Source organism: Streptomyces sp. NPDC006458 (genome assembly GCF_040612135.1).
In the GTDB taxonomy this organism is placed as follows: domain Bacteria; phylum Actinomycetota; class Actinomycetes; order Streptomycetales; family Streptomycetaceae; genus Streptomyces.
In genome coordinates, this window is record NZ_JBEXPR010000029.1 from 23,659 (window position 1) to 46,311 (window position 22,653).

A 22,653-nucleotide genomic window follows, 5' to 3' on the forward strand; every position below is an offset into this window, starting at 1 on the left:
TCAGGGACCCTGCCTGATAGATAGGGAATATGACGGGTGGCCGTGCCCCCGGCCCGGGCAGCCCGTGCAGGAAGGCTTGTCAGCCGGCCGTCATCCGTGCGGCCCCGCGCGTCTGGGAGGATCCCGGCATGGCCGCATCCCCGAGCACTGCCCGAGCCCTCAACGACCGGCTCGCCCTGAGCCTGTTGCAGGAGGAGGGGCCGCTGACGGCCCCGCAGCTCAAGCGGCTCACCGGACTGTCCCGGCCGACGGTCGCCGACCTCGTCGAACGGCTCACCGCCGCCGGGCTCGTCACCGTCGTCGGCGAGGCCGGGGAGCAGCGGCGCGGCCCCAACGCCAAGCTGTACGGCATCGTCGCCGACCGCGCCCATCTCGCCGCGCTCGACGTGCGCACCGAGGGCGTCGCCGTGGTCGTCTCCGACCTGCTGGGCCGGGTGCTCGCGGAGGCGGCCGTGCCGATCGGCGAGGACACCGGCACCGGGTCCGCGGTGGAGCAGTCCGTGGCCCTGGTCGAGCGGACGCTGATGAAGGCCGGGGCTGACCGGCTGCACACGGTCGGGATCGGCGCGCCCGGCCTGATCGACCCGGCGGGCGGCGAACTGCGCGACACCACCTCGCTGCCCGAATGGCACCGCCGACTGGTGGCCACCCTCCAGGAGCGGCTGCCCGAGGCCCGGGTCAGCGTCGAGAACGAGACCAACCTCGCGGCCCTGGCCGAGCAGTGTGAGGGGGCAGCCCGCGACCGGGCCACCTTCGTCCTGCTCTGGCTCGGCCACGGCACCGGCGCCGCCGTCGTCCTCGACGGTGCCCTGTTCCGCGGTGCCTCCGGCGGCACCGGCGAGATCGGCTTCCTGCCCGTCCCCGGCACCGACGCCCTGCCCTCGCGCACGGACTGCCGCGGCGGCTTCCACTCCCTGGCCGGGGCCGAGGCGATCGAGCAGCTGGCGGACGAGCACGGGGTGCGGGGGGAGGCCGTGGGGGCGGAGCCGCGGGCCGCGGCGCAGGTGCGGGCGGCCGTGGCCGACGGCGCCGACGCCTTCCTCGACGTCCTCGCCGCGCGGATCGCCCTCGGGGTCGCCTCCGCCATCGCGGTACTCGACCCGGGATGTGTCGTGCTCGGCGGCGAGGTCGGTCAGGCCGGGGGAGAGGAGCTCGCACGGCGGGTCGAGGAGCGGGTCCGGCGGATGTCGCCGTTGGACATCGAGGTCCGGCCCGGTGTGCTCGGCGGCGCCGCCGTCCTGCGCGGGGCCCTGCTCACCGCCCGCGACCGGGCACAGGACACGCTGTTCGCTCCACCGGAGCGGTGAGTCGCGCCGGGCGGTTCAGGCCCACGGAGCGATGAGGCCCGCCGGGCGGACTGGGCCGATGGTGTGGACCTGGTGGCGGGTGAGGCGGACTGGGCCGATGGGGTGGATCTGGTGGCGGGTGAGGCGCACTGGGCCGACGGAGTGGAGCCGGTGGCCGGGCCAGGCGGACCGGGCGGTTCGTTCCCACGGAGCGGCGGGGCCCACAAGCGGTCCAGGCGCCGCGCGCAGCGCTGACGCCCACCGACCGGGTCATACGCCACGGGACAGCGGGGAGCGCCGACCGGTGCGGACCCCGGTAGGCCCTGCGGCCCGCCGACCTGTGCGGAGCCCCTACGCCTCGCGGCCCGTCGGTCCGTGCGGACCCGGTACGCCCCGCGGCTCGCTGACCTGTGCGGAGCCCGTACGCCTCGCGGCCCGCTGGCCCGCTGGCCCGTGCGGACCTGGTACGCCCGTCGACCCCGTTCGGAGCCTGTACGCCCCGGTCAGCCCGTCAGCCCGTCAGCCCTGCGGCCCGCTGGCCCGTTTTGCACCTGGGTCGCCCTGCGGCCTGCTGGCCCGCTGGCCCGTGCGGACCTTGTACGGCCCGCTGGCCCGTTCGGGGCCCGTCGCCCCGCCAGCCCTGCGGCCCGCTGGCCGGTTCGGGAGCATCAGGGCCCGCGGCCCCCCGGCCCGTTCGGAGCCCGCACGCTCCGCGGCCCCCCGGCCCGTTCGGAGCCCGCACGCTCCGCGGCCCCCCGGCCCGTTCGGAGCCCGCACGCCCCGCGGCCCCCCGGCCCGTGCGGACCCGTATGCCCCGCGGCAAGCCGGCCTGCTCAGGCCCCCCGACCGCCGAAGCGGCGCTCCAGGTACTGCTCGAACGTGCCCTTGCCCAAGGCGTGTTCCGGGGTGAGATGGCCGCCCGCGCGGAAGCCGCGGTAGGCGGCGCCCCACAGCGGCACGTTCAGCGGGGCCCGGCGGCGGCCCTTCGCGGCCAGGTAGGCGCGGGCCAGCGACTCCATGGTGCGCACCTCGGGCCCGCCCATGTCCTCGACCCGGCCCGCGGGAGCCCCGAGGGCCAGCTCGGCCAGCCGGTCCGCTACCTCGGCGACCTCCACCGGCTGGGCGCTGATCCGCGCGGGCAGCGGCATCACCGGCGACTTGGCCAGCATCTCGAACAGTTGGACCAGCAGATCGTGGAACTGGGTCGCGCGCAGTGTGGTCCAGCCGAGCCCAGACCGCTCGATGAGCTGTTCCACGGCGAGCTTGGTCCGGTAGTAGGGGAAGGGCACCTGGTCCACCCCGACGATGGAGATGTAGACGAGGTGGCCGACCCCGGCCCGGCGGGCCGCCGCGATCAGGTGGGCCGCCGCCTCCTCGTCACCGCCGCGCGGAGTGCTCGCGCAGTGCACGATCGTGTCCACGCCCGTCACCGCCGCGTCCAGTCCACTGCCGCCCTCGCGCAGGTCGACGGCGTACGGCTGGGTGTGCCGACTGAGTACCCGCACCTCGTGGCCGTCCGCCCGCAGCCGCTCGGTGACGAGCCGGCCTAGGGTTCCGGTACCGCCGGTCACCAGGATCGTGGTCATGCCGTTCAGCCCCTTCGTAGCTCCGGCGCCCCGGTCGGAGCGCCCTTCACCAGCTGGGACCGCGCAGCCCCCGGGAAATGTGACAACCCGGGGCGGCTTTTCTAGGAACGCGTCAGCTGGCGCCGTACGAAGTCCAGCTTCTGTGGGTTCAGCACGTTGCGCACCTCGCCGATCAGCCCGTCGCGCAGCTCGACCGCGGCCACGCCGACGACCTCCTCGCCCGCCCAGGCCACGACTGCGGCCGCGCCGTTGATCTCGGCCGTCCTGAAGGTGATCCCGGTCAGGTACCGCTCGGAGATGCCCAGCAGGAAGCGGACGACCTTGTCCCGGCCCTCGATCGGCCGCAGGGCCGCGGTGACCTTGCCGCCGCCGTCGCTGAAGAAGGTGACGTCGGCGGCGAGGATCTTCTCCAGGCCGGCCAGGTCGCCCTCGCGGGCGGCGTTCATGAAGGAGGTGACCAGCTCGTCCTGGAGGTCGGGCGCCGGCTCGAACCGGTGCTCCTCCTCGGCGATGCGTCGGACCGCCCGGTGATAGAGCTGCCGGCAGTTCGCCTCGCCGAGGTCGAGCACGCCCGCGATCTCCCGGTGGCCGTAGCCGAACGCCTCGCGCAGCACGTACACCGCTCGCTCGGTCGGCGTCAGCCGCTCCAGCAGGACGAGCATCGCCAGCGACACGGCCTCGCGCTGCTCGGCGGACTCCAGCGGGCCGAGCGTGCCGTCGGAGGTGACCACAGGCTCCGGCAGCCAGGTGCCGGTGTAGGTCTCGCGCCGGGCCCGCGCCGAGGTCAGCCGGGTGAGGCAGAGGTTGGTGACGACCTTGGCGAGCCAGGCCCCGGGACGCTCGATCTCCGTGCGGTCGGCGCCGCTGAAGCGCAGCCAGGCGTCCTGGACCGCGTCCTCCGCCTCGTCGGCGGAGCCGAGCAGACGGTAGGCGAGGCCGAACAGCCGGGGGCGATGCGTCTGGAACTCCTCGGCGAGCGCGATGACGGTCATGACTTCACCCTGCCACGAGGGCCCCCCGTCGGGTCGACGGCGAGGCCCAGGGGCTGCCCCGGTCGGCGGGGCGGACTTCGTGGCGCGGGGGCTTGAGGAGACCCGGCGGCGGGGCAAGGGCCGTCGTCACCCGCCGCCGGGCCCGTTCAGCGGGGTTCAGCAGGCGCCGAGGTCCTGCCACACACCCCATTCACCGGTGCCGCCGGGCTCCTCGCCCTGCGTCCACCACTTCGCCTTCCACGAGTGCCCCTTGTGGGCGACCGTAGTGCCGCCGGTGTAGGTGCCGGTCGCGCTCCAGGCCGGGGCCGTGCAGGTGCCGCCCGTCGGTGTGGGCGTCGGGGTCGGCGTCGGGGTGGGGCTGCCCGTCGGCGTCGGCGTCGGCGTGGGGGTCGGGGTCGGGGTGGGCGTCGACGTGCCCGGGTCGACCACGGTCGTGCCGCGTGCCAGGTCGCCGGCCAGTGCGTACGTCTTCCCGCCGAAGGTCACCGTCCAGTTCGACGGCGTGGAGACGGGCAGGTAGTACACGAAGTCCAGCTCCACCGAGGCGCCCGGCGCCAGCGTCTGCCAGCTCGGCAGCTTCAGCGACACACGGTTGTAGACGCCCTTCAGACCGCCGACGTTGCTGCCCGTGTGGTCGCTGCGGATCACCGAAGTGCCCCAGCCGGACTGGTCCTTGGCGTTGGCGGGTGCGGAGGTGCCGTAGTCGAACTGGAACTCCGTGCCGCCCGGCAGCGCCACCGAGGTGTTGTTGGTGATCTTCAGCTTGGGGCTGATGGGGTAGTTGGAGTCACCGAGGGGGAACTGACCGAATTCCACGTCGATGTCGACGGCCTGGGCCGGAAGACCGGTCGTGGAACGCTTGGCTCCGTACGGAGCCGCGGACTTGAACTTCTCGTACATCGCCGTGGTCAGGATCGAGCCCGGCTCGTACTGGCCCTTGGCCGCGTTCCATCCGTAGTCGCCGGCGAGCTCCCAGATCATCGTTCCGCCGATGCCGTTGGCGACGACGTAGTCCGCCTTGGCGTTCACCGACTGCTCGTCCTCGGTGGACAGGAAGACCTTCTTCTCGGCGTTCCACAGCCAGGGCGCGACCAGGGTGGAGTCGTACTTGCGGGCGTAGGTGCCCGTCAGCCTGGTGTCGGCCGGGAAGCCGTACTTGGTGACATAGTCGCCGACGACACCCTTCTCAAGGTTCTTGGCGTGCCACATAGGATTCGAACCAGCCGGCGACTCCTTGCCGTTGGTGTCGAGGTCGTGCCAGAGGTTGTCGATGCCGCCGGCGCCGTCACCGCACTTCGTCAGGCCGGACCCGGCCGGGCAGGTGGTCGTCGCGGCCTTGCCCCACAGGCCGTCCGTGCCGCCGGTGACGTTCTTGAATCCGCGGGTGTAGTACGGCAGGCCGATGTTGATACGGCCGGCCGGCATGGAGCCGCGGAAGTAGTGGACGGCCCAGTCCGTGTTCAGATAGCCGATACCGCCGTATTGGGAGGTGGAATACACGCCGGCCGCGGCGAGTTCGGCATCCTTTCCGTCGTCGAACAGGGAGGCGTTCGGGCCGACGTACTCGTTCCAGGCGCCGTGCAGGTCGTAGGACATGATGTTGACGTAGTCCAGGTATTTCTGGACCTGGAAGGTCTCCATGCCGCGCAGCAGATATCCGGAGGAGGGCGCGGCCACCGAAAGGAGATAGTGCCTTCCGTCGGCGGCGCCCGCGCGGTCGAGCTTCTCGCGCAGGGTCTTCATCAGGGCCGCGTAGCCCTTGACCAGCCCGGCCCTGCGTGCGTTGGAGAGGGACCAGTCGAGCGGGTTGCCCGCGTCCTTCATCGTCGTCGGGTACTCGTAGTCGATGTCGACGCCGTTGAAGCCGTACTTCCTGATGAACTCGACGGATGAGTCGGCGAAGGTGTTGATGCCCGCCTGGTTCACCGAACCGTCGGCGTTGGTGGCCATCGAGTAGAAGCCGCCGGAGTTCACCCGGCTGCCGTCATCGGCGAAATAGCCGCCGGTCTCGGCCCAGCCGCCGACAGAGACAAGGGTCTTGACGTTCGGGTGCTGTTTCTTGAACTTGTTCAGCAGATTGAAGTGGCCCTTGTAGCCGAATGCCGGGTCCATCTCGGCGCCCGCCACGCCCGGCCAGGTCATTCCGGTCGCGGAGTTGTTCGCGCTGTCCGAGCCGACGGAGATCCTGTGGGAGCCGTCGATGTGCGCGAAGGCGTAGTTGAGGTGGGTGACCTTGTCCCAGGGGATGTCGGAGGCGAGGTAGGCGGGGGTGCCGTCCTTGCCGGTGCGCCAGCCGGTGAAGTAGCCGATGACGCGGCGCTGGTGGTCGGCGCCCATCTTCTCGCGCCCGTCGGCGTCGTAGACGGAGCAGTAGGGGACATCGACGCCAGGCGTCCTGTAGAGGCCGTCCGGGCGACAGGAGTCCTGGTCGGCGGCGTGGGAGACGGTGGCCGGGAGGCCGGCCAGCACCAGACCCGCGGCAGCGGCGGCGGCCGCGAACAGGGCGGGTCTCGCTTTGTTGCGTGAGGGGGACAGCAATTCGGTTCCTCTCCACGGAAGTTGCGCAGACCCTAGAGAGGACTAGACCAATGCGTCCATAGGTATGGACCAATCCGGTGCTCCGGTGGATGTCGAGTCCTCGTCGAGCGTTCTGTGAGCCACCCCACAAACATCACCCGCATGGACGAGTGCTCTCCGTGGCAGACTGGGGCTGTACCAGTAGCAGCGCACTCCGGGGTCGGTGAAAGTCCGAACCGGCGGTTACAGTCCGCGACCCGGTCGCCTCCAGCGGCCGGTTGACCAGGTGAAATTCCTGGACCGACGGTTAAAGTCCGGATGGGAGGCAGTGCGCGGCGGGCGAGCACATCTGTGCGCGTCGCCGTACCGGTTCGCTTTTGGGCGAGCTCTGTCCGGCGTCGCCCCCGGTGTATTCGTTCGCTCTCTCTGTCGTCATCGACAGGCCCCGGAGTCCGTGCCCGAAGAGGCAGGAGGACCCGGGAAGTGTTCACCGGAATCGTCGAAGAGCTGGGTGAAGTCACCGGCGTCGAGACTCTCGACGACGCCTGTCGCTTCCGGCTGCGCGGACCCGTCGTCACCGAAGGCGCAAAGCACGGTGACTCCATCGCGGTGAACGGCGTGTGCCTCACCGTCGTGGACCACGAGGGCGACGAGTTCACCGCCGACGTCATGGCCGAGACCCTCAAGCGCTCCAGCCTGGGCGCCCTCGCCGTCGGCTCGCGCGTCAACCTCGAACGGCCCACCGCCGTGGGCCACCGCCTCGGCGGACACATCGTGCAGGGCCATGTCGACGGCACCGGCGCGGTGCTGGGGCGCACCCCCTCGGAGCACTGGGAGATCGTGAAGATCTCCCTGCCCGCCGACCTCGCGCGCTATGTCGTCGAGAAGGGCTCCATCACCGTCGACGGCATCAGCCTCACCGTCGTGGAGGTGGGGGCCGACTACTTCACCGTCAGCCTCATCCCCACCACGCTCGCCCTGACCACGCTCGGCCTCAAGCAGGCCGGCGACCCGGTCAACCTCGAGGTCGACATCATCGCCAAGTACGTCGAGCGCCTGCTCACGACGGGCCGGGGGGAGGGGGCGTGAGCTGGCTCAACTCCGAGGCGTTCGTCCTGTTCGACCAGCACATCATCTGGTCGGACATGGCCGGCAACGTCCTCGGACTGATCGCCCTCACCCTCGGCTGGCGCCGCTCGGTGTGGAGCTGGCCCGTGCAGTTCCTGGCCGGCCTCGTCCTCTTCGGCGCCTTCTACGGCCACCTCACCGGCAGCGCCGGCAAGCAGGTCGTGGTCATGCTCATCGCGCTCTACGGCTGGTGGCAGTGGAGCCACCGGGGACGGACCACGGACGGTCACATCTCCGTACGCTTCGCCACCTGGACCGAGCGCGCCGTCATGGCCGCCGCGGCCGCCGCCGGCACCGTCGCCGTCGCGCTGCTGTTCAAGGCGTACCCGACCCTGTCCTGGGACCCCTGGCCGGACGCCTACATCTTCGTCGGCACGATCGTCGCCATGTACGCACAGGCCCGCGGCATGGTCGAGTTCTGGCTCGCCTGGCTGCTCGTCGACCTCGTCGGCGTGCCGCTCAACTTCGCCAACGGCTACGCCTTCTCCGGTTTCGTCTACGTCATCTACGGCGCGCTCGTCCTGTGGGGCCTGCGCGATTGGTGGCTGCGCTCCCGCACCGGCGCGCGGCCCGCCCTGGAAGGAGCGCCCGCATGAACACCACACCCGTCCTCTACAGCACCGACGACCTCGACGACTTCGTCCTCGACCCGATCGAGCGCGCCATCGCGGACATCGCGGCCGGCCGCCCCGTGGTCGTCGTCGACGACGAGGACCGTGAGAACGAGGGCGACCTCGTCGTCGCGGCCGAGCACGCCACCCCCGAGATCGTCGCCTTCATGATGAGCGAGTGCCGAGGTCTGATCTGCGCCCCCATGGAGGGCGACGAGCTGGAGCGGCTCGAACTCCCGCAGATGGTCGCCGACAACACCGAGTCGATGAAGACCGCGTTCACCGTCTCGGTCGACGCCTCCGCCGTGTACGGGGTGACCACCGGCATCTCGGCCGCCGACCGCGCCACCACCCTCCAGCTCCTGGCGAGCGGCACCGCCCAGGCCGACGACTTCGTCCGCCCCGGCCACATCTTCCCGCTGCGCGCCAGGCCCGGCGGCGTCCTGACCCGCAACGGCCACACCGAGGCCGCCGTCGACCTCGCCCGCCTCGCGGGCCTGCGCCCGGCCGGCGCCATCGTGGAGATCGCGGGCGAGGACGGCACCATGCTGCGCCTGCCCGAGCTGATCCCCTTCGCCCGCAAGCACGGCCTGACGATCATCTCCATCGAGGACCTGATCGCCTACCGCCGCTCCACCGAGCCCACCGTGCGCCGCGAGGCCGAGACCCGGCTGCCCACCGCCCACGGCACCTTCACGGCGTACGGCTACCGCTCCAGCGTGGACGGCGTCGAACACGTCGCCCTCGTCCACGGCGACCTCGGCGACGGCAAGGACGTCCTGGTCCGGGTGCACTCCGAGTGCCTCACCGGCGACATCTTCAGCTCCCAGCGCTGCGACTGCGGCCCCCAGCTCGACGCCTCCCTGCAGCGCATCCAGGCCGAGGGCCGGGGCGTGGTGGTCTATCTCCGCGGCCACGAGGGACGCGGCATCGGCCTGCTGTCCAAGCTGCGCGCCTACGAACTCCAGGAGCGCGGCCGCGACACCCTGGACGCCAACCTGGAACTCGGCCTGCCCGCCGACGCCCGCGACTACGGCGCCGGCGCGCAGATGCTGAAGGACCTCGGGGTCGTCAGCGTCCGGCTGATGACCAACAACCCCGACAAGACGAACGCGCTCGTCCGGCACGGCATCGAGGTCAGCGAGCGCGAGCCGATGCCCGTGAACGCGGGCGAGCACAACCTCCGCTACCTGCGCACCAAGCGGGACCGGATGGGACACGATCTGCCCTGGCTGGACACGCCCGCCGCGGCAGGCTCCGCGGCAGCGTCGACGTCCACCTGCAGCAACCAGTAATTGACCGGACACCTGCGAATTCCAGTTACAGACCAGCGAGGAGACACAAGACCGTGAGCGGCAAGGGCGCACCCAACCTGTCCGTACGCAACGTGGGCGACCTTCGGGTCGCCGTCATCGCGGCGCAGTGGCACGAGAAAGTGATGGACGGACTGGTCGACGGCGCCCTGCGCGCCCTGCACGACCTCGGCATCGACGAGCCGACCCTGCTCCGGGTCCCCGGCACCTGGGAGCTCCCCGTCGTCGCCAAGGTGCTCGCCGGCCGCGGCTACGACGCCGTCGTCGCCCTCGGCGTCGTCATCCGCGGCGGCACCCCCCACTTCGAGTTCGTGTGCCAGGGCGTCACCCAGGGCCTGACCCAGGTGTCCGTCGAGACCGGCGTCCCCGTCGGCTTCGGAGTGCTCACCTGCGACACCGAGGAGCAGGCCCTGGACCGGGCCGGTCTGCCGGGCTCCAACGAGGACAAGGGGCACGAGGCGGTCACCGCCGCCGTCGCCACCGCGGCCACCCTGCGTTCAGTATCTGAACCGTGGCGCTGACCGATGCCGGGGACCGCGTAGGGTGAGGACCACCATGTCCAAGAAGACGTTCGAGGAGCTCTTCACCGAGCTCCAGCACAAGGCCGCCAACGGCGATCCCGCCACCTCCCGCACCGCGGAACTGGTGGGCAAGGGCGTCCATGCCATCGGCAAGAAGGTCGTCGAAGAGGCCGCCGAGGTCTGGATGGCCGCCGAGTACGAGGGCAAGGAAGCGGCCGCCGAGGAGATCTCCCAGCTGCTGTACCACGTCCAGGTGATGATGGTCGCCCGCGGCATCTCCCTCGACGACGTCTACGCCCACCTGTAAGCACCCCGCACCTGCCCGCCGCAAGACATCACGCAAAGGAAGCCGACCTCATGCTGCGCATCGCCGTCCCCAACAAGGGTTCCCTCTCCGGCCCTGCGGCGGACATGCTGCATGAGGCCGGCTACCAGCAGCGGCGGGAGTCCAAGGAGCTGCGGATCGTCGACCCGGAGAACGAGGTCGAGTTCTTCTACCTCCGCCCCCGCGACATCGCGATCTACGTCTCCTCCGGCCGCCTCGACATCGGCATCACCGGGCGCGACCTGCTGATCGACTCCGGCGCCAACGCCGAGGAGATCCTGCCGCTGGGCTTCGCCCGCTCCACCTTCCACTACGCCACCAAGCCCGGCACCGCCAAGGGCGTCGAGGACCTCGGCGGCATGACGGTCGCCACCTCCTACGAGGGCATCGTCGCCAAGCACCTCGCCGACAGCGGCATCGACGCCGCGGTCGTCCACCTCGACGGCGCCGTCGAGACCGCCATCGAACTGGGTGTGGCCGAGGTCATCGCGGACGTCGTCGAGACCGGCACCTCGCTGCGCAACGCGGGCCTGGAGGTCATCGGCGAGCCGATCATGAAGTCCGAGGCGGTGGTCGTGCGACGCACCGGCGCCGACACCGAGGACCCCAAGGTGCAGCAGTTCCTGCGCCGCCTCCAGGGCGTCCTGGTCGCCCGGACGTACGTGATGATGGACTACGACATCCGCGCCGAGCACCTGGAAGCGGCCGTCGCCATCACCCCCGGCCTGGAGGGCCCGACCGTGTCCCCGCTGCACAACGAGGGCTGGGTCGCCGTCCGCGCCATGGTGCCGACCAAGGAGGCGCAGCGGATCATGGACGAGCTGTACGCCATCGGCGCCCGGGCCATCCTGACCACCGCCATCCACGCCTGCCGGCTCTGACGGGGCAGGTTCGGCATGTCGGAACTTCCCGCCCTCCCCGTCACCTTCCGGCCCAGCCGCACCCGCGCGGTGCTGCTGACGGCCGCCACCGCGATCTTCGTGGTCGTCTCGGCGGTCGCCCTGCTGCTGGAGCGCCTCGGCCCCGGTGAGCGCGTCAGCTTCGTCTTCACCGCCGCCCTGCTGTCCGGTGCCGTGCTGATGCTGGCCCGGCCCAGGGTCGTCGCCGACGAGAGCGGGGTCACCGTCGTCAACTTCGCCAGCACCCGCCGCCTGGACTGGCGGGAGATCGTCCAGGTGAACCTGCGCGTCGGCGACCCCTGGGTGTTCCTCAACCTCAGCGACGGCACCAGCCTGCCCGCCATCGGTATCCAGCCGGGCATCGCGAAGGAGCAGGCCATCGCCGACGCGCGGACCCTGCGAGCACTCGTCGAGGCCCGCTCCGGGCACGACCCCGAGGGGTCCCGGAGCTGACATCGGGGGTGATCCCGGGGCGACTCAGGGGCGTTCACCCTTGCCGCACCGGCCCATGTCCTGATTAATCTGGTGGCGGAGGCGTTCTCGCTGCGCCTCCGCCCCTGTCGCACCGCCCGGTGCACAGGGGTTCCTGCTACCCGAGGAGTGACCCCCTCCGGCGATGGACGGATCGTCCTGCAGTACCTGCGCCGCCCCCTGTCGACATAGCACGCACCCCTCGAACGGCGTACGTGCCCATGCGCAGGCGGTGGCATCATGACCACCCCCCTGCTGCTCCTGGCAGCCGCGTTCCTGCTCATCCTGGCCAACGGCTTCTTCGTGGCCGCCGAGTTCGGCCTGGTGACCGTCGAGCGCCCCGAGGCCGAGAAGGCCGCCGCCGAGGGCGACCGCCGCGCCCGTACGGTCGTGGAGTCGCTGAAGGAGCTCTCCTTCCAGCTCTCCGGCACCCAGCTCGGCATCACCATCACCTCCCTCGTCGTCGGCATGCTCGCCGAACCCGCCCTGGCCGAGCTGCTCGACGGCCCGGTCACCGCGCTCGGCGTCCCCGAGGGTGCCGTCTCCGGCGTGGCCGTGATCATCGGCATGCTGTTCGCCTCCGCCGTCCAGATGGTCGTCGGCGAACTCGTGCCCAAGAACTGGGCCGTGTCCCGCCCGATGCAGGTCGCGCGGTTCGTCGCCGGCCCGCAGCACGCCTTCGCCCGGCTGTTCCGGCCGGTGATCGCCGCGCTCAACGCGGTCGCCAACCGGCTGGTCCGCGCCCTCGGCGTCGAGCCCACCGAGGAGCTGGCCTCCGCCCGCACCCCCGGTGAACTGGTCTCGCTCGCCCAGCACTCCGCCCAGGCCGGCGCCCTGGAGCAGGACACCGCCGACCTGTTCGTGCGCACCCTGTCGCTGGCCGAGCTGACCGCCCAGCATGTGATGACCCCGCGGGTGAGGGTCAGCGCCCTGCAGTCCTCCGCCACCGCCGAGGACGTCGTCAACCTCACCCGCGCCACCGGCTTGTCCCGCTTCCCCGTCTACCGGGAGAAGATCGACGAGATCGTCGGCATGGCCCATCTCAAGGACGCCCTCGCGGTGCCCGTGCAGGAACGGCTGCGCACCCCGGTCGCCCGGATCGCCCGGCCCGCGCTGCTCGTCCCCGAGACCCTGCCGGTGCAGCCCCTGCTCGCCCGGCTGCGCAGCGAGCAGCCCATCGCCGTAGTCGTCGACGAGTACGGCGGTACGGCCGGTGTGGTCACCCTGGAGGACATCGTCGAGGAGATCGTCGGCGAGGTCCGCGACGAGCACGACGGCCAGGACACCCCCGAACTGGCCCCCGCCCCGGCGGAGGACGGCCGGCCCGCCTGGGACGTGGACGGCAGTTGCCGCGTCGACACCCTGGCGCGGATAGGCATGGAAGTGCCCGAGGGCCCCTACGAGACCGTCGCCGGACTGGTCGCCGATCTGCTCGGCCGCATCCCGGCCGCCGGTGACCGGGCCGAACTGCCCGGCTGGCGGCTCTCCGTGCGCCGCGTCGGTCACTACCGTGCCGAACGGGTGCGCCTCGTGCGCACCGCCGCCGTACGGGAGGCGGCCCGATGACCGTCCTGCAACTGCTGTTCGCCGCGCTGCTGGTTCTCGCCAACGGCTTCTTCGTCGGCGCCGAGTTCGCGCTGGTGTCGGTGCGCCGCAGCCAGATCGAGCCGCTCGGCACCGCGCGGGCCCGACAGGTCCTGCACGGACTGGAGCGGCTGCCGCGGATGATGGCCGCCGCCCAGTTCGGCATCACCATCTGCTCCCTGACCCTCGGCGCGGTCGCCGAACCGACCGTGGCGCATCTGCTGGAGCCGGTCTTCGAGTGGATTCATCTGCCGCACGGCATGATCCATCCGCTCGGCTATGTCATCGCGCTCGCGGCCGTGGTCTTCTTCCACCTCGTCATCGGCGAGATGGTCCCGAAGAACCTCGCCATGGCGGCCCCCGAGAAGGCCGCGCTCTGGCTCGCCCCCGGCCTGGTCGCCTTCGCCCGGGTCTGCGGGCCGGTCACCCATGCCCTCGGCTCCTGCGCCCAGGCCGTCCTGCGCCTCTTCCGGGTCGAACCCAAGGACGAGGTCGAGGCGGTCTTCACCAGCGTGCAGCTCGGCCGGCTCGTCGAGGACTCCGGCCAGGCCGGTCTGCTCGACCCGGAGGAGCAGGAGCGCCTGGAGGACGCCCTGGAACTGGCCTCCCGCCCGGTGACGGACGTGCTGCTGTGCCGCGAGTCCCTGGTGACGGTGGGCCCGTCGGTCACCCCGGGCCGCATCGTGGAGCTCACGGCCCGGACGGGCTACTCCCGTTTCCCCCTGGCCGCCGACAACGGGGTCTACATGGGTTACGTCCACGTCAAGGACGTCCTCGACCTGGAGGACTCCGACCGGGCCGTCCCGCAGCACGTCTGGCGCCATATGACGACCCTCCGCTCCGACCTGCCTCTGGACGACGCCCTCACGGTCATGCGCCGCGCGGGGACCCATCTCGCCCAGGTGGCCGACGCCTCGGGTCGAGTGCTGGGCCTGGTCGCACTGGAGGACGTCCTGGAGCTGATCGTCGGCGAGGTACGGGACCCGGCCCACCGGGCCCAGGCCCCGGCACCGACCCCAGCACCGGCACCGGACGTACGCGTGACGGAACCGAGGCTGACGGGGGAGCCGGAGGGAGTGCTGGCCACGTAGCCGCTCCGCTCAGGGGGTGCGGACCGGGCCGATGACACCCGTCCGCACCTCACGCGGCGGGACGGCACCGGCCCGATCCGGGCCCGCGCCGCCCGCACCTCGCAGGCCACGGCGGCAACGGCCTTACAGGGCCGACGGATCCTGGGGTCCGCGCCCCGACAGCACCTCGCCGTACGCCTGCATCAGATCCGGCAGCCGCAGCGTCGCCAGGTCGTCCCTGGACAGCGTGCCGGGATAGGCGGACAACCGCAGATCCCGGTACGCGCAGCTCTTCTCGTACAGCGTCCGCAGGAACCGGCCGTTGCCCAGCTCGTCGATCCACCCCTGGTCGACGACGTGCCCGGCGATGGACCGCAGTTCGTCGAGCGCCTCGTCGTCCCAGGCATCGCCGTTCTCCGTGGCCAGCACCTCGCCGATCGCGGTGAGTTCGAGCGGCCGGTAGGACGGGAAGTCGACCCGGGTCGTGAAGCGGGAGGACAGTCCTGGGTTCGCGGCGAGCAGCCGGTCCATGCCCTCCGGGTAGCCGGCCAGGATCACCACGAGATGGTCGCGGTTGTCCTCGGCGCGCTTCAGCAGCACCTGCAGGGCCTCGTCGCCGTACGCGTCGCCCTTGCCGTACCCGGTGTTGGAGAGCGAGTAGGCCTCGTCGACGAAGAGGACGCCCCCGAGCGCGGAGTCGATGAGTTCGTTGGCTTTCACGGCGGTCTGCCCGAGGTACTCGCCGACGAGGTCCGCCCGCTGGGCCTCCACGAGGTGGTCCCCGCCCAGCAGGCCGAGGGCGTAGAAGACCCGGCCGAGGATGCGGGCCACCGTGGTCTTGCCGGTGCCGGAGGGGCCGGAGAAGACGAAGTGCCGCTTGGGCGGCTGGACCGGGAGCCCCTGACCGGCCCGCAGCCGCGCCATGTTCAGCTGTGCGGACAGGGCCTTGACCTGGCGCTTGACCGGGTCCAGGCCCACCATGCGCTCAAGCTCCGCGAGCGCCTCGTCGAGTAACGCGGAGTCCGTCGGCCCCGCGGCCAGCGGTCCGGAGGGCACCACGGTCTTCTCCCGCACCGCCGGGTCGGGCACCGCGGGCATCGGCGCGGCCGGGGGCAGCAGATCGGGCTCGGGCAGCCGCAGATCACGGCTGTCCATGCCGAAGAGCGGGTCGAGCACGTCCAGCCCGTCCACGCTGTCCTGCCCGGCCCCGGCCAGGGTGATGGCCGCCAGGTCGGCCGTCTCGTCGTACCCGTCGCCCTCGGAGATCGCGGCGAGACGGGCGGAGGTGTCCATGAACGCGGGATCGACGCGGTGCACGGCCCGGTACAGCGGCAGCGCGGCCGCCGAGCGGCCGGTGCCCTCGTGCGCGCGGGCCAGCCAGTAGCGCAGCTCCTTGCGCTGCGGCTGCTCGCTGCGGCAGCGCATCAGCGCGGCCGACAGCAGCGGCTCGGCCTGCCCGTACGTCTCCAGCCGCACCCGGGCCATGCCCCCGAACAGCCCGGCCTCGATACCCAGCAGCGGGTCGTCGATCAGCGGGTCGGTGTGCCGGACGAGCTGCTCCCAGTCCTTGACCAGGTAGGAGCGGCAGGCGTGCAGGAACCGCACCTGCGGGTCGGCGTCCACCGGCGGCAGCCCGGCCAGCGCCCGGTCCAGCTCCGGCACATGGCGGCCGTCCAGCCAGTGCGAGGCGTGCGCGAGCAGCAGATCGCGTGGGCTCTCCAGCACCGGCTGCACCCACCAGCCCAGCCAGTACCAGGAGTTGAGGGTGCGCGCGTGCCGGGCGCGCTGTTCGCCGAAGCGGTCGCGGTGCCGGAACATCCGCAGCAGCGCGGTCGTCGTGTCGATCCGCAGTGCGTGCAGTCCGAGCCAGCCGTCCGCCATCCCGGGGTCGAGCCGTACCGCGGAGCGGAATTCCTCCTCCGCCTGCGGATAGGCGCCCATGGTGTAGGCGTCGACACCTCGCAACCAGGCGAGGTCGGCCGGGGCCTCGGGGCCCTGCATGCCGAAGTCCATCACGTCCCCCACAAGCCGTGCCCCCGCTGGTTCACCGACGGGCTGTCGCCCGCCGGCCGTCTTGCTCGAACCGCCTTGCCGCGGACCGGAGTTGCCCGACGCGACCGTCGTACGAAGGTCGCTCCGAGGGCATCGTACCTGCGCGGGTGTCGCCCGCCGAAGGGTGCGGCACCGCCCGTTCGGCGCGCGGGGCGCGGTCGGGGGGCGCACCCGTTTCGGTGACCGAGGGTGAGCGTACGGCGCCTCACAGCGCTCGGCGAGGGGTGGGAGAGCAGAACGAAGCCCCCGGTCACGGGGGAACAACCGGGGGCTTCGCGTAGATGGGGCACCTTTTCGGTGCGCACATTGAGAACGTAAGTCCTGTACGGCCCGTCGGTCAAGCGGAGTTGGGCCGTCGGTCAAACTTCCGGTGCCGCGATCTTCACAGGTTCACCATATTGTCTCAGTCCATCACGGAGTGTCACGCGGCGGTGCCGGCGGCAGGTCCGGGCAGCACCTCGTACCCCTCCGGCACCTGCCGCACCACCAGATCGGCATGAGGTTTCGAAGGGTCGTCGGCGAAGTGCCGCCGCTCCGCCGGGACCCAGCCGTCCCAGAACGCGCGCTGCTCCTCACCGTCGCGCGCCCGTCCGCGGGCCCACGCCTCTTCCGGCGGCATCTCCATCCACAGCAGCCGCGCGAGATACGGCCGCAGCGCCCGGCGACCCGCGCCGACCCCCTCGATCAGCACCACCTCGGCCGACGGCAGGGCCCGCGGCGGACCGAACCGCCGCGCGCGCCAGTCGTACGGCCGGTACGCGGCCGGTTCGGCTCGCTCCAGCGGCTCGACGACCTCCCGCAGGAAGCGGTCCGTCCAGCCGAACAGTTCCTGGTGCGTGGCGATGTCGTCCAGGCGCAGCACCGGTGCCCCGCCCAGCGCCCCGGCCAGCCGGTCGGCGAAGGTCGACTTGCCGGAACCGGCGTGCCCGTCGACGGCGATCAGCCGGACGGGGCCGCAGGACGGCGGCAGGGCGCTCAGACGGCGGGCGAGTTCGGGCAGCGAGGACGGGTGCACCCGCCCATCATCCCTGCCGGCGTCGGCGCGCCGCGGTCCAGGTCATGCCAGTGGTCGAAACCAATATTGGTGGCCGCGGCATGCCCCGAGATGCTGGTGGACGAGGGGGCCTGCGGCCATAGTTGGCGGACGCAGCCATGCATCGGGGCCGCCCCGACTCGGACACCTGGGGGTCACACACCCATGAGCATTGCCGAACAGCCGTCCCGCAGAAGCGTTCTGGCCGCTGCGGTCGCCGCCGCGGTCGTCACCGGCGCGGGCCCGGCGGCGGCGGACACCGCGGCCGAGACCGGCACCGGCACCGGCACCGACGAGGCGGGCGCCGGCCAGGCCACGGCGCGCCTCGTCGACAACCGCGCCTGGACGACGTACACCGAATGGCGCTCGGGCACCGCCCGCGGCACTCAGGCGGTCGCGGGCGCCCGGCCCGGCCTCGTGCTCGCCACCCCGGCCGGCACCGTCGACTACACCGACCCGCACACCGGCACCACCGCCACGTGGGAGTACGCGACCTGGACCTCGGCGCCGCACGCGCTGTCCGTCCCCGCGACCGAGGTCATCGCGTCCTGGAACGCCGACACCCCGGCCGGCACCTGGATCCAGGTCGAACTGCGCGGAACGTACTCGGACGGCGCGGAGACCCCCTGGTACGTGCTGGGCCGCTGGGCCGCGGGCGACCAGGACATCCGGCGGACCTCGGTCGACGACCAGAGCGACGGCCGCAGCAGCATCTGGACCGACACCTTCGCGATCGACGACGCCTCCACCGGTCTGCGGCTGACCGCGTACCGCCTGCGGCTGACGCTGTACCGGCGTCCGGGCACCAAGGCCACCCCGACCGTGTGGCGACTCGGCGCGATGGGCTCCGACGTCCCCGACCGCTTCACCGTGCCCGCCTCCACACCAGGCCTGACCAGGGAACTCGGCGTCCCGCGCTACTCGCAGGAGATCCACAAGGGCCAGTACCCCGAGTACGACAACGGCGGCGAGGCCTGGTGCAGCCCCACCTCCTCGCAGATGATCGTCGAGTACTGGGGCGCCCGGCTCAGCGAGGAGCAGACGTCCTGGGTCGACCCGGCCTTCGCCGACCCGCAGGTGTGCCACGCGGCCCGGTACACCTTCGACTACCAGTACGCGGGCTGCGGCAACTGGCCGTTCAACGCCGCCTACGCCGCCACCTTCCGGGGCCTGCAGGGCGTGGTCACCCGGCTACACTCGCTGACCGACCTGGAGACGCTGATCGAGGCCGGCATCCCGGCCATAACGTCCCAGTCCTTCCGCGCGGACGAACTGACCGGCGCCGGGTACGGCACCTCCGGGCATCTGATGACGGTGATCGGCTTCACCGCCGACGGCGACGTCATCGCCAACGACCCGGCCTCGCCGAGCAACGAGGCGGTGCGCCGGATCTACCGGCGGCGCGAGTGGGAGAACATCTGGCTGAGGACCAAGCGGTACAACACCTCCGGCAAGGTCGTCTCCGGTACCGGCGGGGTCTGCTACCTCTACTTCCCGGCCCACCCGACCCCGCGGCAGCGCCGTGTGCTGGCGGCGGTGGGCGTGCGCTGAGCGCGGCCGGGCGGGCCGCCTCCGGTGAGTGGGGCGGCCCGCCCGCCTGTGAGCAAGCTCTCGGCCGCAAAAGCCGCCTCGGGTGGCAAGGTGGACAACATGACCACGAACGCAGCCACCGCCGCCCGGGTGACCACGGGCGGGCCCACGGACGACGACGGCCCGAAGATCGCCGAGCACCTCATGGGCTGGACCCTCGTCGTGGTCGTCGCGATGCTCGTGACCCAACTCGGTCTGCTCTGATACGCCGCTTGTCCGCTCCGTCCGGGCTCGGTCCGCTCCGACGTGCCCGTCCTGCTCCGTCCCGGCCCGGCCCGGTCTGCTCCGCCCCGGCTCGTCCGCCCCAGCCCGGCGGGCCCTCCCCCGAGCAGGGCCGCCCCCGCCCCGGGTTGCGGCGTTCCGGCATCCGGCCCGGGGCCTTCGTGGCCCGGCTTCGGCCCAACCGCGTCCGTCGTGCCCGGCACTCGGACCTCTGTGACCTGAACCACCCATGAGCTGACATACTGCGGGGGTCCCGCCGCCCGTTGGATATCAGGTTCGAAATTGGACATCAGTCACCAGCGTGACGCCGACCGCCCGAGGGTCCGCGGCACCGACCGCTCGCTGGCGCGTCGCGCCGAACTCATCGCCATCGGGCGGAAGCTGTTCGCCGACACGTCCTACGACGCGCTCTCCATGGACGACATCGCCCGTCAGGCCCATGTCGCCAAGGGCCTGATCTACTACTACTTCCAGTCCAAGCGGGGCTACTACCTGGCCATCGTCGAGGACTCGGTCGCCGATCTGGTCGGCTTCGCGTCGAGCGGGCTCGAACTGCCCGCGGTGGACCGGGTGCAGCGGACCATCGAGGGCTATCTGCGCTACGCCGAGCACCACCACGCCGCCTATCGCACCATCGTCAGCGGGGGTGTCGGCTTCGACGCCGAGGTGCACGCCATCCGCGACGGGGTGCGCGAGGCGATCGTGTCGACCATCGCCGAGGGGGCGTACGGCAGACCGGAGATCGGGCCGCTGGCCCGGATGGGGCTGCTGGGCTGGGTGTGCGGTGTCGAGGGCGCCACGCTGGACTGGATCGACCGGCCCGGACTGTCCCGCGACGACATGCGCGAGCTGCTGGTGAAGATGCTCGGCGGCACCCTGCGCGCCATCGAGGAGATGGATCCCGCCCATCCGGCCCCCGAGCCCGCCCGCCGGCCCGTGTGAGCGGGGCGGGAGACCCGCTCCCGCCCCACCCCGCTTCGGTACCGGGTCAGTTGATCGCCCTGATCAGCTCACCGTTCGCGGTGTCCCCGCTCAGCTCCCAGAAGAAGGTGCCGCCGAGGCCCTGGTTGTTCTTGTACGTCATCTTCCCCGCGACCGTCGCCGGGGTGTCGTAACTCCACCAGTCGCTGCCGCACTTGGCGTACGCGGTGCCGCCGACCGTGCCGGTCGCCGGGCACTTGGTCCGCAGGACCTTGTAGTCCTCGATGCCCTGCTCCTACGTGCCCGCCGCCGGGCCGGTCGCGGTGCCGCCGGGCGCGGACCGGGTCACGCCGGTCCAGCCGCGGCCGTAGAAGCCGATGCCGAGCAGCAGCTTGGAGGCCGGGATGCCGAGGCCCTTGAGCTTGGCGATGGTCGCCGAGGTGTACAGGTCGGCCTTCGGGATGCCGCTGTAGGAGTTCAGCGCCGAGTGCGGGGCGGTGGGGCCCGCGGCGTCCCAGGCGCCGAAATAGTCGTACGTCATCGGGTTGTACCAGTTGACGTACTGCGCGGCGCCCGCGTAGTCGGCGGCGTCGATCCTTGCGCTCGTAGGTGCCCCATTCGGCGAAGTAGCCGACGACCTTCGAGCCGGCGGCCGCCTCGGCGGCGGGGGCGGTGGTCGTCGCGGTGGCGGTGCCCGCGCCGGCGAGCAGTCCGGCGCCGAGCACGGCGCTACAGAGCGCGGCGACGAGGGTACGCAGGGGAGTTCGCATCGGTGTCTCCTCGTGGGGGAGAGGGGGGACATGCGCCGACGCGCCCGCCCACGGGCAGGGCCGCCCGCTTGGCATGGACGCGATAAATACCGAGGATCCGACACCGCAGGAGGACTAGACCATTGCGTCAATGGTGCGTACCAATCTCGCCGGTTGTGCGATTACCGGAAGTAAGCGCTCGTTAACCAGTGACGCGAGGCCGCCGATCGGGCATACTCACACCGCCGAGCCGCTGGTCAGCAGCCTTCCGAGACCCGGAACTGCGAGCATCGTCCGGCACCCAGCCAGACCAGGCGGTGCCGCCCACACGATGGGCAGGGCCGCCCGTGCCCGACAGGGAGGAGAGCGTCGCCATGCCCGACCGCGCCCCGCAGCCGGTGGATCGTCAACTGCCCACCGACGAGGCCCGGGACCTGATCTCGCTCGTCCGTGACATCGCGCAGCGCGAGATCGCTCCGGCGGCGGCCGAGGAGGAGGACGCCGGGATCTTCCCGCGCGAGACCTTCACCCTGCTCTCCCGCTCAGGCCTGCTGGGCCTGCCCTACGACGCCGAGTACGGCGGCGGCGAGCAGCCCTACGAGGTCTACCTGCAGGTTCTCGAAGAGCTCGCCATGGCCCGGCTCACCGTCGGCCTCGGGGTCAGCGTGCACACCCTCGCCTCCTACGGTCTCGCCGCCTACGGCACCAAGGAGCAGCAGGCCGAGCACCTGCCCGCGATGCTCGGGGGCGGCCTGCTCGGCGCCTACTGCCTCTCCGAGCCCGCCTCCGGCTCCGACGCGGCCTCCCTGCGCACCAAGGCCGTGCGCGAGGGCGACGACTGGGTGATCAGCGGCAGCAAGGCCTGGATCACCCATGGCGGCATCGCCGACTTCTACACCGTGATGGCCCGCACCGGCGAGGAGGGACCGCGCGGTGTCACCGCGTTCATGGTGCCGGGCGACGCCGAGGGGCTGAGCGCCGCCCCGCCGGAGAAGAAGATGGGCATGAAGGGCTCGCCCACCGCCCAGGTCCACCTCGACGGCGTCCGCGTGCCCGACAGTCGCCGCATCGGCGAGGAGGGCCAGGGCTTCTCCATCGCCCTGTCCGCGCTCGACTCCGGGCGCCTCGGCATCGCCGCCTGCGCCATCGGTGTCGCCCAGGCCGCCCTTGACGAGGCCGTGGCGTACGCGAAGGAGCGCCGACAGTTCGGCCGGCCGATCGCCGACTTCCAGGGCCTGCGCTTCATGCTCGCCGACATGGCCACCCAGATCGAGGCCGGCCGCGCGCTGTACCTGGCGGCGGCACGGCTGCGCGACGCCGGTCTGCCCTTCGCCAAGCAGGCGGCCATGGCCAAGCTGCACTGCACCGACACCGCCATGAAGGTCGCCACCGACGCCGTCCAGATCCTCGGCGGTTACGGCTTCACCGCCGACTTCCCGGCCGAGCGGTTCATGCGCGAGGCCAAGGTGCTCCAGATCGTCGAGGGCACCAACCAGATCCAGCGGGTGGTCATCGCCCGTCACCTCGCGGGTCCGGAGACCCGCTGAACTGACCGGGCCGCACCACGGGCGCCGCGAGCCGCACCCACTCCGGGTCGTGGCGCCCGGGCAGGGTGCGTCCGCGGCTGGCCCAGGCGCGCATCAGGTCGCGGTAGATGGGCGGGTCCGGGGGCGGCTGCGGCGCGGCCATCGGCGGCGGAACCGATACTGCGAGGGTCGGCACGAAGGGCCGGAGCTGACGCCCGGTGGTGGTGTGGGTGGGGGTCATACAGACCCAACGCCGG

Annotated in this window: 19 protein-coding genes, 1 pseudogene and 1 riboswitch; of the genes and pseudogenes, 14 read left to right on the forward strand and 6 right to left on the reverse strand. The window is 71.8% G+C overall.

Translation table 11 applies throughout. The annotated features are described in order from the left end of the window. Positions 1 to 128: 128 nt before the first annotated feature. On the forward strand, positions 129 to 1,307 hold the full coding sequence (locus tag ABZZ79_RS31505; RefSeq protein ID WP_356694583.1) for an ROK family transcriptional regulator: 1,179 nt from the start codon (positions 129 to 131) through the stop codon (positions 1,305 to 1,307). 812 nt (positions 1,308 to 2,119) lie between these two features. Here the strand turns inward: ABZZ79_RS31505 and ABZZ79_RS31510 are convergent. The 3 genes from ABZZ79_RS31510 to ABZZ79_RS31520 form a co-directional block, all read right to left on the reverse strand. After that, on the reverse strand, positions 2,120 to 2,872 hold the full coding sequence (locus ABZZ79_RS31510; protein ID WP_356694585.1) for an SDR family oxidoreductase: 753 nt from the start codon (positions 2,870 to 2,872) through the stop codon (positions 2,120 to 2,122). 101 nt (positions 2,873 to 2,973) lie between these two features. Next, entirely contained in the window at positions 2,974 to 3,864 is an 891-nt protein-coding gene (locus ABZZ79_RS31515) for an RNA polymerase sigma-70 factor (protein ID WP_356694587.1), read from the reverse strand. Between the two features lie 156 nt (positions 3,865 to 4,020). Then, positions 4,021 to 6,402, reverse strand: coding sequence for a chitinase C-terminal domain-containing protein (locus tag ABZZ79_RS31520; protein WP_356694589.1), 2,382 nt, complete (start codon positions 6,400 to 6,402; stop codon positions 4,021 to 4,023). 184 nt (positions 6,403 to 6,586) lie between these two features. Continuing rightward, positions 6,587 to 6,717, forward strand: a riboswitch (FMN riboswitch). Between the two features lie 147 nt (positions 6,718 to 6,864). Here ABZZ79_RS31520 and ABZZ79_RS31525 point away from each other — a divergent pair. The 9 genes from ABZZ79_RS31525 to ABZZ79_RS31565 all read left to right on the forward strand — a co-directional run bounded on the left by ABZZ79_RS31525 (position 6,865) and on the right by ABZZ79_RS31565 (position 14,324). After that, positions 6,865 to 7,470 carry a riboflavin synthase gene (locus tag ABZZ79_RS31525; RefSeq protein WP_356694591.1) on the forward strand — a complete coding sequence of 202 codons (606 nt, stop codon included), beginning with the start codon at positions 6,865 to 6,867 and terminating at the stop codon, positions 7,468 to 7,470. Further along, complete coding sequence (locus ABZZ79_RS31530) at positions 7,467 to 8,105, forward strand: nicotinamide mononucleotide transporter family protein (protein ID WP_356694593.1); 639 nt, start codon at positions 7,467 to 7,469, stop codon at positions 8,103 to 8,105. The genes ABZZ79_RS31525 and ABZZ79_RS31530 overlap by 4 nt, the downstream gene beginning before the upstream one ends. Next, positions 8,102 to 9,415, forward strand: a complete 1,314-nt coding sequence (locus ABZZ79_RS31535; RefSeq protein ID WP_356694595.1) for a bifunctional 3,4-dihydroxy-2-butanone-4-phosphate synthase/GTP cyclohydrolase II — start codon at positions 8,102 to 8,104, stop codon at positions 9,413 to 9,415. The genes ABZZ79_RS31530 and ABZZ79_RS31535 overlap by 4 nt, the downstream gene beginning before the upstream one ends. A gap of 53 nt (positions 9,416 to 9,468) precedes the next feature. Next, on the forward strand, positions 9,469 to 9,954 hold the full coding sequence (gene ribH, locus ABZZ79_RS31540; RefSeq protein ID WP_356694597.1) for a 6,7-dimethyl-8-ribityllumazine synthase: 486 nt from the start codon (positions 9,469 to 9,471) through the stop codon (positions 9,952 to 9,954). Positions 9,955 to 9,988: 34 nt separating this feature from the next. After that, positions 9,989 to 10,261, forward strand: coding sequence for a phosphoribosyl-ATP diphosphatase (locus ABZZ79_RS31545; RefSeq protein ID WP_031486114.1), 273 nt, complete (start codon positions 9,989 to 9,991; stop codon positions 10,259 to 10,261). A 50-nt stretch (positions 10,262 to 10,311) separates the two neighbouring features. Beyond that, the gene (gene hisG / locus ABZZ79_RS31550) at positions 10,312 to 11,160 is read left to right on the forward strand and encodes an ATP phosphoribosyltransferase (RefSeq protein WP_356694599.1); all 849 of its coding nucleotides are present in this window, start codon (positions 10,312 to 10,314) and stop codon (positions 11,158 to 11,160) included. 15 nt (positions 11,161 to 11,175) lie between these two features. Continuing rightward, positions 11,176 to 11,631 (forward strand): PH domain-containing protein, encoded by a 456-nt coding sequence (locus tag ABZZ79_RS31555; protein ID WP_356694601.1) that lies wholly within the window; start codon positions 11,176 to 11,178, stop codon positions 11,629 to 11,631. 258 nt (positions 11,632 to 11,889) lie between these two features. Further along, positions 11,890 to 13,215 carry a hemolysin family protein gene (locus tag ABZZ79_RS31560; RefSeq protein ID WP_356694603.1) on the forward strand — a complete coding sequence of 442 codons (1,326 nt, stop codon included), beginning with the start codon at positions 11,890 to 11,892 and terminating at the stop codon, positions 13,213 to 13,215. Next, the gene (locus ABZZ79_RS31565) at positions 13,212 to 14,324 is read left to right on the forward strand and encodes a hemolysin family protein (protein WP_356694605.1); all 1,113 of its coding nucleotides are present in this window, start codon (positions 13,212 to 13,214) and stop codon (positions 14,322 to 14,324) included. Before ABZZ79_RS31560 ends, ABZZ79_RS31565 begins: the two co-directional genes overlap by 4 nt. 123 nt (positions 14,325 to 14,447) lie before the next feature. On the opposite strand, the gene ABZZ79_RS31570 is transcribed toward ABZZ79_RS31565, so the two are convergent. Both ABZZ79_RS31570 and ABZZ79_RS31575 read right to left on the reverse strand, forming a co-directional pair. Further along, a complete protein-coding gene (locus ABZZ79_RS31570) occupies positions 14,448 to 16,316 on the reverse strand; it encodes an AAA family ATPase (protein WP_356694607.1) in 1,869 nt (622 codons plus the stop codon). A gap of 460 nt (positions 16,317 to 16,776) precedes the next feature. Then, positions 16,777 to 17,370 (reverse strand): hypothetical protein, encoded by a 594-nt coding sequence (locus ABZZ79_RS31575; protein ID WP_356694609.1) that lies wholly within the window; start codon positions 17,368 to 17,370, stop codon positions 16,777 to 16,779. Positions 17,371 to 17,553: 183 nt separating this feature from the next. Between ABZZ79_RS31575 and ABZZ79_RS31580 the strand changes: the two genes are divergently transcribed. The 3 genes from ABZZ79_RS31580 (at position 17,554) to ABZZ79_RS31590 (ending at position 20,142) form a co-directional block, all read left to right on the forward strand. Continuing rightward, positions 17,554 to 18,939 carry a peptidase C39 family protein gene (locus ABZZ79_RS31580; protein ID WP_356694611.1) on the forward strand — a complete coding sequence of 462 codons (1,386 nt, stop codon included), beginning with the start codon at positions 17,554 to 17,556 and terminating at the stop codon, positions 18,937 to 18,939. Positions 18,940 to 19,038: 99 nt separating this feature from the next. After that, the gene (locus ABZZ79_RS31585; protein WP_356694613.1) at positions 19,039 to 19,182 is read left to right on the forward strand and encodes an SCO1431 family membrane protein; all 144 of its coding nucleotides are present in this window, start codon (positions 19,039 to 19,041) and stop codon (positions 19,180 to 19,182) included. A gap of 300 nt (positions 19,183 to 19,482) precedes the next feature. Continuing rightward, the gene (locus ABZZ79_RS31590; protein ID WP_356694615.1) at positions 19,483 to 20,142 is read left to right on the forward strand and encodes a TetR/AcrR family transcriptional regulator; all 660 of its coding nucleotides are present in this window, start codon (positions 19,483 to 19,485) and stop codon (positions 20,140 to 20,142) included. Between the two features lie 46 nt (positions 20,143 to 20,188). Here ABZZ79_RS31590 and ABZZ79_RS31595 read toward each other — a convergent pair. Continuing rightward, positions 20,189 to 20,891: pseudogene (locus tag ABZZ79_RS31595) on the reverse strand (glycoside hydrolase family 18 protein). Positions 20,892 to 21,244: 353 nt separating this feature from the next. Between ABZZ79_RS31595 and ABZZ79_RS31600 the strand changes: the two are divergent. Continuing rightward, entirely contained in the window at positions 21,245 to 22,417 is a 1,173-nt protein-coding gene (locus ABZZ79_RS31600; RefSeq protein WP_356694617.1) for an acyl-CoA dehydrogenase family protein, read from the forward strand. Positions 22,418 to 22,653 lie beyond the last annotated feature (236 nt).